The organism is Yoonia sp. 2307UL14-13, assembly GCF_037572755.1.
Classification (GTDB): domain Bacteria; phylum Pseudomonadota; class Alphaproteobacteria; order Rhodobacterales; family Rhodobacteraceae; genus Yoonia.
Window position 1 is genome coordinate 12,717 of the sequence record NZ_JBBIFZ010000004.1, and the last position, 13,513, is coordinate 26,229.

Annotated in this window: 14 protein-coding genes; 11 read left to right on the forward strand and 3 right to left on the reverse strand. The window is 59.0% G+C overall.

Annotation, left to right across the window (positions count from 1 at the left end; all coding sequences use genetic code 11):
- The first annotated feature begins 8 nt into the window (after positions 1–8).
- Together V8J85_RS11345 and V8J85_RS11350 are read left to right on the forward strand one after the other, a co-directional pair.
- On the forward strand, positions 9–1,382 hold the full coding sequence (locus V8J85_RS11345; protein ID WP_339953861.1) for an alpha-glucosidase/alpha-galactosidase: 1,374 nt from the start codon (positions 9–11) through the stop codon (positions 1,380–1,382).
- Positions 1,382–2,899 (forward strand): tryptophan halogenase family protein, encoded by a 1,518-nt coding sequence (locus V8J85_RS11350; RefSeq protein WP_339953862.1) that lies wholly within the window; start codon positions 1,382–1,384, stop codon positions 2,897–2,899. Before V8J85_RS11345 ends, V8J85_RS11350 begins: the two co-directional genes overlap by 1 nt.
- A 471-nt stretch (positions 2,900–3,370) precedes the next feature.
- Here V8J85_RS11350 and rpsD read toward each other — a convergent pair whose 3' ends face one another.
- The gene (gene rpsD, locus V8J85_RS11355; protein WP_339953863.1) at positions 3,371–3,991 is read right to left on the reverse strand and encodes a 30S ribosomal protein S4; all 621 of its coding nucleotides are present in this window, start codon (positions 3,989–3,991) and stop codon (positions 3,371–3,373) included.
- A gap of 243 nt (positions 3,992–4,234) precedes the next feature.
- On the opposite strand from rpsD, the gene V8J85_RS11360 reads away from it, so the two are divergent.
- From V8J85_RS11360 to V8J85_RS11370, 3 genes are read left to right on the forward strand one after another with little or no spacing between them, the layout of a single operon-like run.
- A complete protein-coding gene (locus V8J85_RS11360) occupies positions 4,235–4,669 on the forward strand; it encodes a hypothetical protein (protein ID WP_339953864.1) in 435 nt (144 codons plus the stop codon).
- A gap of 12 nt (positions 4,670–4,681) precedes the next feature.
- On the forward strand, positions 4,682–5,146 hold the full coding sequence (locus V8J85_RS11365) for a DMT family transporter (RefSeq protein WP_339953865.1): 465 nt from the start codon (positions 4,682–4,684) through the stop codon (positions 5,144–5,146).
- Positions 5,146–5,574 carry a DMT family transporter gene (locus V8J85_RS11370; RefSeq protein WP_339953866.1) on the forward strand — a complete coding sequence of 143 codons (429 nt, stop codon included), beginning with the start codon at positions 5,146–5,148 and terminating at the stop codon, positions 5,572–5,574. The genes V8J85_RS11365 and V8J85_RS11370 overlap by 1 nt, the downstream gene beginning before the upstream one ends.
- Before the next feature lie 2 nt (positions 5,575–5,576).
- Here the strand turns inward: V8J85_RS11370 and V8J85_RS11375 are convergent, their stop codons facing one another.
- Positions 5,577–5,909, reverse strand: a complete 333-nt coding sequence (locus V8J85_RS11375) for a hypothetical protein (RefSeq protein WP_339953867.1) — start codon at positions 5,907–5,909, stop codon at positions 5,577–5,579.
- 212 nt (positions 5,910–6,121) lie between these two features.
- On the opposite strand from V8J85_RS11375, the gene V8J85_RS11380 reads away from it, so the two are divergent.
- Genes V8J85_RS11380 through mnhG form a run of 6 tightly spaced genes read left to right on the forward strand, consistent with a single transcriptional unit; the run spans position 6,122 to position 12,033 of the window.
- The gene (locus V8J85_RS11380; RefSeq protein WP_339953868.1) at positions 6,122–8,992 is read left to right on the forward strand and encodes a monovalent cation/H+ antiporter subunit A; all 2,871 of its coding nucleotides are present in this window, start codon (positions 6,122–6,124) and stop codon (positions 8,990–8,992) included.
- A gap of 1 nt (position 8,993) precedes the next feature.
- Complete coding sequence (locus V8J85_RS11385; protein WP_339953869.1) at positions 8,994–9,329, forward strand: Na+/H+ antiporter subunit C; 336 nt, start codon at positions 8,994–8,996, stop codon at positions 9,327–9,329.
- The gene (locus tag V8J85_RS11390; protein WP_339953870.1) at positions 9,326–10,867 is read left to right on the forward strand and encodes a monovalent cation/H+ antiporter subunit D; all 1,542 of its coding nucleotides are present in this window, start codon (positions 9,326–9,328) and stop codon (positions 10,865–10,867) included. Before V8J85_RS11385 ends, V8J85_RS11390 begins: the two co-directional genes overlap by 4 nt.
- A gap of 1 nt (position 10,868) precedes the next feature.
- The gene (locus V8J85_RS11395; RefSeq protein WP_339953871.1) at positions 10,869–11,369 is read left to right on the forward strand and encodes a Na+/H+ antiporter subunit E; all 501 of its coding nucleotides are present in this window, start codon (positions 10,869–10,871) and stop codon (positions 11,367–11,369) included.
- The gene (locus V8J85_RS11400; protein WP_339953872.1) at positions 11,366–11,653 is read left to right on the forward strand and encodes a K+/H+ antiporter subunit F; all 288 of its coding nucleotides are present in this window, start codon (positions 11,366–11,368) and stop codon (positions 11,651–11,653) included. The genes V8J85_RS11395 and V8J85_RS11400 overlap by 4 nt, the downstream gene beginning before the upstream one ends.
- Positions 11,650–12,033: a monovalent cation/H(+) antiporter subunit G gene (mnhG, locus tag V8J85_RS11405; protein ID WP_339953873.1), complete on the forward strand. Its 384-nt coding sequence runs from the start codon at positions 11,650–11,652 to the stop codon at positions 12,031–12,033. The genes V8J85_RS11400 and mnhG overlap by 4 nt, the downstream gene beginning before the upstream one ends.
- Here the strand turns inward: mnhG and V8J85_RS11410 are convergent.
- Positions 12,013–13,512: a TIGR01777 family oxidoreductase gene (locus V8J85_RS11410; protein WP_339953874.1), complete on the reverse strand. Its 1,500-nt coding sequence runs from the start codon at positions 13,510–13,512 to the stop codon at positions 12,013–12,015. The two genes, mnhG and V8J85_RS11410, sit on opposite strands and share 21 nt — an antisense overlap.
- Position 13,513 lies beyond the last annotated feature (1 nt).

The window sequence follows — 13,513 nt, forward strand, 5'->3', positions numbered from 1 at the left end:
GCCATATCATGCCGCAGACACCTAAGATCACCTTTATCGGCGCTGGTTCTTCCGTGTTCATGCGCAATATCGTGGGCGACATCCTGCAACGCCCGGACCTGAGTGATGCGCATGTTGCGCTCATGGATATCAACGCCGAACGTCTGGCGGAGTCCAAGGCGATTGCGCAACGCATGGTCGAAACGCTGGGGTGCGGAGCGCAGATCACCAGCCATACGAACCAGCGAGAGGCATTGACTGGTGCGCATTTCGTTGTCGTCGCCTTTCAGATCGGCGGGTACGATCCCTGTACGATCACAGATTTTGAAATCCCCAAGAAATTCGGCCTGCGGCAAACTATCGCTGACACGCTTGGCATCGGGGGGATCATGCGCGGCCTGCGGACGATCCCACATCTTTGGTCAATCTGTGAGGATATGTTGAACGTCTGCCCGGATGCAACGATGCTGCAATATGTGAATCCGATGGCGATGAATACTTGGGCCATTGCGCGAAAATATCCGCAGATCAAACAGGTGGGGCTTTGCCATTCGGTACAAGGAACGGCGCAAGAACTGGCCCGCGATCTTGAGATTGACCCAAAGTCAATTCGCTATGAATGCGCAGGGATCAACCACATCGCCTTTTACACGAAGTTAGAGCAGCAAATGCCCGACGGCACGCGGCGCGACCTTTATCCAGACCTACATGCCGCCTACCATTCCGGCCGCGCGCCCAAAGAAAACATGCACAATCCGCGCTGCCCCAACCTGATCCGGTATGAGATGATGACGAAACTGGGCTACTTCGTCACCGAAAGTTCTGAACATTTCGCGGAATATGTGCCGTGGTTCATCAAGGATGGGCGCGAGGACATCATCGACAAGTATCAGGTGCAGCTTGACGAATATCCCAAGCGCTGCGTCGAGCAGATCGCCAATTGGGCGGAAGAACGTGAGCATCTGGCCAATCACGATGAAATGGAACTGGCCGAAAGCCACGAGTACGCCTCCGAGATCATCAATTCGATCTGGACGGGGACACCGTTTGTCATCCACGGCAACGTCCCCAATCATGGGCTGATCGACAACCTGCCCACTGGCTGCGCGGTCGAGGTCGCGTGCCTGGTTGATGGCAACGGCGTGCAGCCCACCGCCTTTGGCGCTCTGCCACCCCAACTTGCCGCGATCATGCAGTCCAGCGTGACAGTGCAGGGGCTGGTGGTTGAGGCGTTGATGACCGAAGACCCGCAATACATCTACCACGCCGCGATGATGGACCCACATACCGCAGCAGAACTGGAGTTGGACCAAATCTGGGCACTTGTCGACGATCTCCGCGTCGCACATGGTGACTGGTTGCCGCTGTGGGCAAGACCATCGGAAGCTGCCAAAGTGGCTTAATGGGCTCAGATCAAAAGCACATCGCGATTGTTGGTGGCGGCACAGCGGGATGGCTCGCCGCCCTGATGCTGCAAAAGGCAGCCACTGGACCGGATGCGCCGCGTATTTCGGTTATCGAAAGCCCGAATATCCCCACAGTGGGTGTGGGTGAAGGTTCTACCTCGGTCTTTCGACAGATCCTGCTAGACCTCGGCATTGATGAAATGGAGTTCCTCCGTGAAACCGGAGCGACTTTGAAATTCGGGATCAAACACGCTGGGTGGCGGAAGGACGGCAAAGACTATTTCGGCCCCATCGACGACCCCAATGCTTTAGCGTCCGCGCCCGCTGGCTTGCCCACGAACTGGCTGCACCATGCGCAAATCGCTGCAGGTAAAAAGGTTGCTGATCTGCACCTGTTCACCCGCCTGATGCGAGGCAGCAAATCGGCCTATGCGCGTAAGGGGGATCAGCTTGTCCCACTCAGTCCTTTTCACCACGCCTATCACTTCGACCAGGCTCGCCTGGGCCGATTTCTGGCAAGCAGAGCAACGGGCATTGACCACATCAAAACAGAGGTCAATGCCATCACCCGCGACACGGACAGCGGACATATCACCGCCCTTGAATGCAGTGATGCTAGAACCATCCCCGTTGATTTCGTGATCGACTGTACCGGTTTCCGCCGCGCCATCGTCGGGCAAATGGGCAGTGATTGGGTTTCTTACGCCAATATGCTGCCACTGAACAAAGCCATGCCGTTCTGGCTGGATCATGACCCAAAGGCAGACATCGCGCCATTCACTTTGGCACAAGCGCTTGGATCCGGGTGGATGTGGGGCATCCCGGTGCAGGACAGGATCGGATGTGGCTATGTCTTTTCGGATGCGCATATCACGCCAGAACAGGCGCAGGCCGAGGTGGAAACAAAGCTGCGCCGCCCCGTCGAAATCCGCCGCGTGATCGACATCAACCCGGGCCGGTTGCGCGACGCATGGATCGGCAATTGTGTCGCTGTCGGATTGGCCCAAAGTTTTCTGGAACCGCTTGAAGCCACGTCGATCCATGGCACGCTCGTTCAGATGCTTTTGTTGCTGCGGCAAACGCCGGAGCACTTGGTGAGCGGCATTAAGCCCTCCGTAGTCGCCGACTACAACGGAACTGTTGCACGCCAGGTGGACGAATTCGCACAGTTCATCAATCTTCACTATGCCGGAGGCCGGACTGATACGCCGTTTTGGAAAGACATGACCAACGCTGGCGTTCCGCCCGCGCAACGCGACAGGATCGAGCATTGGCAAGGAACGGCGATAATGCGTGCGGACTTCCACATGCTTCCTCAAGCTCTGCCACATGTGGAAGAACAGCTCTACACGCCCGTTCTTGACGGTCTTGGTCTCTTGCCGAAGGCACCAAGTAAACAGTTGCTGGCATCAGCGGAAGACAAAAAGAGTGCAAGAGCAGCGCTTAAACAGTTACAGACGGATTTTGCAGCAGCGGCCCGGGTTGCGGTGAAGCATCATGCCTTTCTCAGATAAGTTGCGGTCCGAAGACGCGACTTTACCTGCGTTCTCCACTTGGGGAGAGCAACCACAAATTTCAACAACCGGCCATTCGCTAAACCGCAGCGATCTGGAGGTATGGGCTCAAACTGTCGATTTATGCATGTCGTTCGGATGGCTGCATTCCCGTATCACTCGCGATCAGTCTGGGAAGTCGGATCATCGATTTTGTGACCCTGGCCAATCGACTGAGGCTGATCCACGGGAAGGGTTAGAAACGCCGCTTCGCTACTGTCACCGTCATCTTGGGGCGGTAGCGCGAAGAACCGTTACGATATGTGTTGGAACGTCACTCGATCACGAGTGCTGGTGGATGTCCGCGATCTGGTCGCTTTGAGGTGGTGCCGGGGTCACCGAGGCATAAAGCAAAAAGGCCGCACCAAATGGCGCGGCCTTTGTCAGAGATCCCGGACCGGGTCCGGGACAATTTTCGCAGAATGGCGAAAATCAGTTCTTGGCGTAGAATTCGACGACGAGGTTGGGTTCCATCGCGACCGGGTATGGCACATCGCCAAGGCCCGGTGTTCGGACGAATGTCGCGCTCATCTTGGAGTGGTCGACGTCCATGTAGTCGGGCACGTCCCGCTCGGGCAGTTGGGCGGCGACCAGGACCAGCTCGAGTTGCTTGGACTTGTCGCGAACAGCGATCACGTCGCCTTCTTTCACGCGGTAGGAGGGGATGTTCACCTTTTTGCCGTTCACCGTCACGTGGCCGTGGTTCACGAACTGGCGGGCGGCGAAGATCGTGGGAACGAATTTGGCGCGGTAGACGATAGCGTCGAGGCGGCGTTCCAGCAGGCCAATGAGATTTTCACCGGTGTCACCTTTGACCCGCTCGGCCTCGGCATAAATCCGGCGGAACTGCTTTTCTGTCAGGTCGCCGTAGTAGCCTTTCAGCTTCTGCTTGGCGCGCAGCTGGATGCCGAAATCGGACAGTTTGCCTTTGCGGCGCTGACCGTGCTGGCCGGGGCCGTATTCGCGGCGGTTGACAGGTGATTTGGGGCGACCCCAGATGTTTTCGCCCATGCGGCGATCAATTTTGTACTTGGCAGACGTGCGTTTGGTCACGGCTGTTCTCCTTCTGTTTGCAACGAAGGGCGTTGTCCTCCTCCCCGGATTTTGCCGGGGCGACAGGTTTCCCCTCGCGGGGGCCACCAACACCAATGAATGCGCGGCTTATAGAGAGGATTCACATCCTGTCAATAAAGAAGGCATGTCGGCCATAAGTTGCCGAGATAAGGTGCCGTTTAGGTCAAATTGTAACCATAACGACTTAGTAAAACCGCTTTGGGGCAACGATAAGGAATGGTAATGCCCGGGTTTGTCAGTGTGTTGTTGATCGGTTTGACCGCGGCATGGCTTTTGATGCGCCATTATGTGCAGCGTCGTCTGCATGCTTTGGACGAAAATCTGCCTGACATTTACCAAGCCGCCATCGTTGCCCCACCCGACAGTGCCGCAACGGGTCGCCTGATCCCCCTGGCGATCGATCTGTTGCGCAAGGAAGAGACAGCAGTCCCTTTCACGGCGCTGCGTCCGGCGGAGCGTCATATCGCCCTTTTGGCCCTTGCCATCGAGGAACGCCCCCGATGGATGGTGAATTTGACCAAGCAACGGCTGTCGGTTGCGGATCGTCGATTGGTCACGACCTTGCAGGATGTCCAGACCTCGCGGCCCGCAAAGCGCGAGCGTCATTTCGGCGCGATCCACGCGGAATTGCAGTTGCGGGCGGCGCGCAAAACCTAGAACGATGCGCGCATGCCGGGTGCGCCTTCATCATCATGGATTTCCTTTCTGGCCGCGTTCGGTGCGGGCGGCCTGCTGACCCTGATGATCCTGTTCAACGGGACGTTGGCCATGCATGGGTCGTTGTTCTTTTCATCTTGGGTGCCGCATTTGACGGGCACGTTCGCGGCGCTGGGGCTGCTGTTGGTTCTGCGCCCCCCACGTGCGGCATCGGTGCGCCCACCTTTATGGGCCTATCTGGGGGGCGTGTCGGGCGCGGTGACCGTGATGCTGACATCGGCGGCGATGAACACCGCCCTGGCCCTGTCCGGGACCATCGCGCTGGGGTTGGCTGGGCAGGTTTTGTTCAGTCTGTTTGCGGATATGCGCGGCTTTTTGGGGCTACCGCAACGCAATCCGACCCGGCGAGATTTCATCTCGATCCTGCTGATCATGGCGGGGAGTTTGATCATCATTTTTTACGGCGGGGTGACCTGATGCTGGGGTTCATCGCAATGGCCGTGATCGCGGGGATGCTGGTGGGCCTGTCGCGCCAGATCAACGGACGGCTGGCGCTATCGACCTCTGCCATGGAGTCGTCGTTCTGGAATCATATCGTCGGGCTTGTCTTCATCACCGCGGTCGCGCTGATGACCGGCGGTCTTTTCGCCGGTGATCCTTGGGCTGCGCCGTGGTGGGCGTGGCTGGGTGGACCGATCGGGGTGATCTTCATCGCGGCAGGCAGTTGGCTGATCCCACGCATCGGAGCGGCCCGGACGGCGATGCTGATTATCGCGGGTCAGATGGTGTCGGGGGTCGTATTGGACCTGGTCATGGGTGCGCCGGGGAGCGGGATAGCCCGCGCGGCGGGTGTTGCATTGATCTTTGCAGGTCTTTGGATCGCCCGCACAGACGAGAATGCGTAGGGTCAGGGAAAGTCGCAGAAATCCTCTGCATCCAATGGGCGACAGGTGATGTTGGGCACCTTTTCTGGGTCGATCGGGCGACCCTGCCAAAAGATATCGCAAGAACGCGCTTGGACGTCGCAGGTCTTGGACCAACCGATCTCAAAACCGATGTGGACATTGTACTGATTGGCGCATTCGTAGGTGATCGGTGTCACATCGCATACGTCGCCATAACATATCTCGAATAGTGGCGCGGGTGTTGAGGGGCTTTCTTCGTAATTGAAGCAGCCCGCCTGTGCTGCGGTCGCAGATAGTGCAAATGCCGGAAGACAGGCGAGATGGTGCAGGCGCATTGTCGGCTCCTTCGGAATTCTTCCGTTACATAGAACGACTGCGTCGTCATTGTCAGCGCCGAATTCGCATCTCGGCCAAAACCGTATGCGGACGCTCTGGCAAAATCTCGCCTTCATCCTACGTAACTGACCAATAACCGGTTTCGCTTGAGGCCCGGGGAAATTTAGCCCAGATAGGTGCGCACTATCAGGCCTTAAGATCAGGAGTTCGCGTGTCCCTCTTCCTTATCGTCGCCTTGCCGTTTCTTGGGGCGTTGTTGCCGGGTATCATGAATTCCGCAGGGCGGCAGGCCTGTGCCGGAGTGACGTTTACCTTCACGCTTGCTGCATTTGTCGGCCTTTTGAGCCATGCGCCGACCGTGTTGAGCGGCGGGGTGGTGCAGACAGGGGCCGAATGGCTGCCCGCATTGGGCCTGAACTTCAACCTGTTCCTCGATCCGCTTGGGTTTTTCTTTGCCGGTCTGATCCTCGGCATCGGGATGCTGATCATCATTTATGCCCGGTACTACCTGTCGCGCGATGACAATATGGGCGAGTTTTTCACCTATCTGCTGCTATTTCAGGGGGCGATGGTGGGCATCGTCCTGTCGGACAACATCCTGCTTTTGCTGATTTTTTGGGAACTGACGTCGCTGTCGTCCTTCCTGCTGATCGGCTATTGGAAACATCTGCCCGCGGGGCGTCAGGGCGCGCGGATGGCCTTGGCCGTGACGGGTATGGGTGGTTTGGCTCTGATCGGGGGGATGCTGATCCTGGGCAATATTGCGGGCAGTTACGATCTGAGCGTCATCCTGCAGAACCGTGAGCTTATTCAGGACAGTCCGCTTTATACCACGGCCCTGATCCTGATCCTGCTGGGTTGCTTCACGAAATCGGCCCAATTCCCGTTCCATTTCTGGCTACCGCATGCGATGGCCGCACCGACGCCGGTGTCGGCCTATCTGCATTCAGCCACCATGGTGAAGGCGGGGATTTTCCTGATGGCCCGGATGTGGCCGGTTTTGTCGGGCACGCCGGAATGGTTCTATATCGTGACCACTGCGGGGCTGATCACGATGGTGCTGGGTGCGGTGATCGCGCTGTTCAAGCATGACCTGAAGGCGCTCTTGGCGTTTTCGACCGTCAGTCATCTGGGCCTGATCACGATGCTTTTGGGCACCGGCACCGCATTTGGTGCGATGGCCGCGACGTTCCACATCATGAACCACGCCACGTTCAAATGCGCGCTGTTTATGTCCGCCGGGATCATTGATCATGAGACGAAAACGCGCGACATCCCGAGCCTTGGTGGTTTGCGGTTTTTGATGCCCATCACCTTTGTGATCGCCACGATCGCTGCACTGTCGATGGCGGGCATTCCGTTCCTGAACGGCTTCCTGTCGAAGGAGATGATGCTGGAAGAGATGGAGCATACGTATCTGTTCGGCCCGACATGGCTGGTGCCCGCCTTGGCGACGTTCGGGTCGCTCTTTTCCGCGGCCTATTGTTTTCGTTTCATCAGCCACACGTTCCTGGGTCCGCGGCGAGAGCCCGAAAGCTATCCAGCCAAGCCGCATGATCCCGGCTTCGGGATGTGGGGACCGCCTGGCTTTCTGGTGGTGCTGGTGGTGGTCATCGGGTCGGCACCCTTTCTGGTCGAACCTTTCGTCAAACTGGTCACGGGGGCCGTTCTGGGGAACGCCGCCGAGGTGCCGGACAAGTATATCAAGATCTGGCATGGTCTGGTGCCCGCCCTTTACATGTCGATCGCGGCGGTAGTGGGCGGCTTGATCGTGCTGGCGCTGTTCAAGCCTCTCTTGCGCGCATGGGAGGCCACCCCGCGCCCCGAGGCCAAGGTGATTTTCGAGGCGATCATCGCGGGCGCTGTCTCGTTGGCCCGCGGTCTGACGCATCCGCTGCATAATGGGGCGTTCTCGCGCTATGCGGCCATTATGATTGTTACTGTGATCGCGGCAGGATACCATGCCTGGTCCACCGGTGCCGTCAGCGCGGCGACCCGCGCGGTGCAAGAGGCCGGGCCAGTGCCGATCGGTGGCTGGCTGATGCTGGTTGCGGCGACGCTGGGCATGGTGTTCCTGCATCGCAATCGTCTGCTGTCGCTGATCCTGATCGGGATCGTAGGGCTGATGGTTTCTGTCGCGTTTGTCTTCCTCAGCGCCCCTGATTTGGCCATGACGCAGATCACGGTCGAGGTGGTGACCATCATCCTGCTGTTGCTGGCACTGAACTTCCTCCCCAACCGGACGCCGGTGGAAAGCAGCCCGGTGCGCCGGACCCGAGACGGTGTGATCGCGGTTGTCGGCGGTGTGGCCATCGGCCTTTTGTCCCTGCATTATCTGCTGCGGGATACAGTCGCGCCGTCGATTTCGGAATTCCATCTGGCCAATTCGTACAAGGGCGGTGGAGGTACGAACGTCGTCAACGTGATCCTCGTGGATTTCCGGGGCTTTGATACCTATGGCGAGATCATCGTGTTGGGGATCGCCGCCCTGCTGATTTATGCCCTGACCGAGACATTGCTGAACGGCCCCGTACGTGCGCGCTTGCTGAACCGCACCCCGGATCAACCCCGGGCAGGTGACATGCATCCGATGATGATGGTCGTGCTGACCCGGGTGATCCTGCCCGTGGTGATCATGGTCGGGTTCTATATCTTCCTGCGCGGTCACAATGAGCCCGGCGGCGGGTTCATCGCAGGGCTTGTCGTATCGATCGGCGTGGTGATGCAGTACATGGCGAGCGGGTTTAACTGGACATCTGACAGGTTGCGCTATCCGTATCACGGCGTGATCGGGGCGGGTGTGTTGATCGCGGGGCTGACTGGGATCGGGTCATGGTTCGTAGCGAAGCCTTTCCTGACCTCGGATTTCACCTATGTGCGTATCCCGCCATTCCAGGAATTCGAATTGGCGACGGCGGCCCTGTTCGACCTTGGGGTGTTTCTTGCTGTCGTCGGCGCGGTGATGCTGTCGCTCGAGAGCTTCTCGCGCCTTGCCCGCCGGGCGCATGTGAAGGACAGCGAACATCCGATGGATATCGACCCGTCACGTGATGATCCCGCGATGATGAAAGGGGGGGCGTGAGATGGAGTATCTGGTCGCCTCTGCCATTGGCATCCTGACCGTCGGGGGTATCTATCTGGTACTGCGCTTGCGGACATTTCCGGTGATCCTCGGCATTTCGCTGCTGACCTATGCGGTGAACGTGTTTCTTTTCGCCTCGGGCCGTCTGACGATCGGTGCGCCGCCGATCCTGCGGGATGTGGAGACATATACCGATCCGTTGCCGCAGGCGCTTGTGCTGACGGCGATCGTGATTTCCTTTGGGATGACGGCGGTTGTCGTGATGGTGGGCCTTGGTGCCTATCTGGGGTCCAACGACGATCACGTGGATGATCAGGTCGAGGAGGATGTGACATGAGCCATTGGATCATCCTGCCCGTGATCATGCCCGCGATCCTGGCGCCGTTCATCGTGCTGGCCGCGCGGTATCACATCGGCATTCAGCGGGTCCTGTCGGTTGCTGGTGTGCTTGCGCTGGTCGTGCTGAACTTGGCACTCGCGTGGCAGGCGTCTGACGGCTCTATCGCGCTGTATCAGCTTGGCGACTGGGCCGCGCCGTTTGGGATCGTGGTGGTCGGAGACAGGCTGTCCACGATGATGATTCTGTTGACGGCGGTTCTGGCCTTATTTGTGTTGCTGTATGCCATCGGGTCCGGTTGGGACGAACGCGGCAGGCATTTCCACGCGCTCTATCAGTTTCAGTTGATGGGGATCATGGGCGCGTTTCTGACGGGTGACCTGTTCAACCTGTTCGTCTTCTTCGAGGTCCTTCTGATCGCCTCTTACGGCCTGATGATCCATGCGGGTGGCAACGCGCGGCTGCGGGCGGGTGTGCAGTATGTGATGTTCAATCTGCTGGGATCGACCCTGTTTCTGTTTGCGCTGGGGGCGATCTATGCCGAAACCGGCACGCTGAACATGGCCGATCTGGCAGAGCGGGTGCAGCTCATCGGACCAGAGGAAACGGTTGGTATCCGGGTTGCCGCCGTACTGCTGCTGTTGGTTTTCGCCATCAAGGCGGCTGTCGTCCCGCTGCATTTCTGGCTACCGTCAAGCTATGCCGAGGCCCCTGCCCCGGTGGCGGCCCTGTTCGCGATCATGACCAAAGTGGGCGCCTATGCGATCATCCGGGTATACACACTGGTCTTTCCGCCGGACGTCGATGTCACTGCGGGTTTGCACGGGTTGTGGCTGCTGCCAGCGGCGCTGATTTCGCTGGGTCTGGGCATGGTCGGGGTGCTGGCGGCGAAAAAGCTGGATCGGCTGGTCGCCTTTGCCGTGATCGGGTCCATGGGAATGGTGATGATCGCGATTGCGATGTTCACGCCCGTCAGCATCGCGGCGGCACTTTATTATATCCTGCATTCGACATTCGCGGCCGCTGCTTTGTTCCTGATCACCGATCTGGTCCGGTCCAGCCGGGGACATCTGGAATTGCAGGATGCACCGCCCATCGCCGGGGCGGCATTGGTCGCCGGACTGTTCTTCGTCGCGGCCATCGCGATGACAGGGTTGCCGCCCCTTTCAGGCTTTGTCGGCAAGTTGCTGATCCTGCATGCGGCCTTTGAAAGCCCGCTGGTCGTCTGGGCGTTTGCGGTGATCCTGAGCGCGAGCCTGATAAGCGTGGTCGGTTTCGCCCGCGCGGGCAGCACCATATTCTGGAAGGCGCAGAGCATCGCACCCGCAGAAGACTCAGAGCCTGTGCCAGCCCCTTCGGTTCTTTCCTTCGTGGCGGTCGGTGGCCTTGTCGCGATGCTGATCGCATTGACGGTCTTTGCAGGACAGGTCCACGAATACACCCAGGAAATGGCGGCCGAATTGTTCGCGCCCGAACCTTACATCAGCACCGTCCTCGACACGCCGGGGAAACTGAGTGAACCAAAGGAGGGCTATTGATATGCGCAAGGCATTCCGTTGGCTTCTGCCGCATCCGTTTCTCACGCTTCTCCTGGCGGTCGTCTGGGTCATTTTGCAGAACGAGGTCACGGCGGGCATGACCGTCTTTGGCGTGATCCTCGGCATCATCATTCCGTGGATGACGTCGATCTGGTGGCCCGATACCCCGCGCGGGTTCCTCCTTGGGCGCATGCTGGAATATTGCCTGATCGTTTTGTGGGACATTCTTGTCGCGAATGTGCAGGTGGCCTGGATCGTGTTGACCCGTTCGAACGCTTCGCTGCGGTCGTGCTGGGTCGTCGTGCCGCTTGATCTGCGCCAGCCGGAGGCGATCACGATCCTTGCCGGAACGATTACGCTGACACCCGGCACTGTCACGGCTGATTTGTCGAACGAAGGGCACAGCCTTCTTGTCCACGCGCTGGATACCGATGACCCCGACGCCGTGCGTGATCAGATCAAATCCCGCTATGAGGCGCGATTGAAGGAGATTTTCGCATGAGCAATGCCGAAAGCCTGATGAACATTGCGCTGATCGTCGCATTTGTGGTGGTGGTCGTGGCCCAGATCATGTGCATGATCCGGCTGTGGATCGGGCCATCGACGGGTGACCGTATACTGGCGCTGGACACGATGGTGATCAACGCGATCGGCTTGATCGTATTGCTGGGCATCGCCCAAGGGTTCACCATCTATTTCGAGGCATCGATGATCATCGCGATGCTGGGTTTCGTATCGACCGTGGCCTATGCGCGGTTCGTGTTGCGGGGGGATATCATCGAATGATGACCGTCATCGGGATGTATGTGACCGCCGTCGCGCTGATCGTCGGGGCGATCTTCGTTTCGGTCGGGGCGATTGGGTTGATCAAGTTCAACGACTCACTGACGCGGATGCATGCCCCGACCAAGGTGGGGACCGTCGGTGTGGGCGCGCTGCTGTTGGCGTCGATTATCCATTCGTGGACCACTGGCGAAGGTTCGATCCACCAAACGTTGATCATGGCATTCCTGTTCGTGACCGCCCCGATCTCGGCCAATTTCATCGCCAAGGTGAACATTCACCAACGGTCTTGCGAAACGCCGCCAGCGCCGCCACAGGATGAAACCTGGGCGACGCTGGATGCGCCGGAAGAGGATCGAGAGCTAACTGAGCCTGCGTCGTAAGGCACGGATGTCGGTTGCCCTCGCGCCTGTCATTTTCCGCAGGGCGCTGTTCAGATCGGAATGCCAGAAGGTGAACCCGGCATCTTGGGCTTTGGCTGGAATAATCCGCTGACCCGACAGCATGGTTTCATGTGCCAGATCGCCTAACGCGAAACGCAAGAGCCATCCGGGAAATCGCAGCCACGCAGGGCGACCAAGCGCGTTTGCCAAGGCTATGGTGAGATCGGCGTTGGTCACTGGATTGGGTGCCGTTGCGTTGATCGGTCCATCAATGTCATGCGCCATGACAAAGCCGATGAGCCGTACCATGTCGTCGAGGTCGATCCATGACATCCATTGTCTGCCATCGCCCATTCGCCCGCCCAGACCGAATTCGAACGGGGTCAAGAGCTTGCCCAGCATCCCGCCCTCGACGCCCAGCACAAGACCGATCCGCAGTTTGACGACGCGCAGGCCCCGGTCGCTCGCGGCATCGGCGGCCTTTTCCCATGCCGCGCAAACATGGTGGGTGAAGCAGTCAGTTGAAGCGGCGGTTTCGTCAAGCATCGTGTCATCCCGCAGGCCGTACCATCCGATGGCAGAGCCGTTGATCAGGCTTTGTGGTTTGAGGTGTAGCCGATCAATCAGGGCGATAATCTGTTCGGTTACATCGACCCGCGATCCGATGATCCGCCCGCGTTTGGCTTTGGTCCACAGGCCGCCCGCCACGGCGTCGCCGGCAAGGTTGATGATGCTGTCGAATTGCGCCGTGTCCGGAATCTGCCGCAGATCGGTGATGCTTCGGATCGGATGGGCCAAGTGGTCGGCGCTGTCCTTGCGCCGCGTCAGGACGGTCACGTCGTGGCCACCAGCAACCAATGCTGCGACCAGCCGTGTGCCGATGAACCCGGTGCCACCGGTGATCAGCACACGTTGCCCTGCGGGCAGGTCGGGCAGTAGCAACGCCGGATCAGGCCGGGCGAGCCTGTCGCTGCGGTTCGCGGCCAGCAGGTCACGGGCGCTGAACAGGCCAACGCCGACGGCCGAGAGGGTGGCGAAGATGCTCCACCAGCCGTAATGGGTCGGGATGATCGCGCTGTCCATTTGGGCCCAAGCGATCAGGTGGGGGGCGGCCAGTGCGAGGATTGCGCCATAGTTCAGGGCAAGGAGTGTATGGGTCACCCGTTCGGTTGCGGGGAGTCTGCGGGTCAGGTCCTCTTCGACGAAATCCCAGAGTGTGATGAGGACCTCGACCACGAGGATCGTGGCGAGGATCATGGTGAAGACGCCGCGCGGTTCGGTCCACGCGAAGCAGATGAAGATGAAGATGAAGATGAAGATGATCATATAGAAGAAATTGCGCACGCCATGCAGCCGCAATTCTTGCCGCTGCGATGGCCGCCAGGCAAGGCGCTCGGTGCCTTCGTGGTGGAAGAGCGTGTCGAACGCGCCCATGACGACTTGCAGGCCGATCAGGGCCCAAAGGACGGGGTTGTCCATG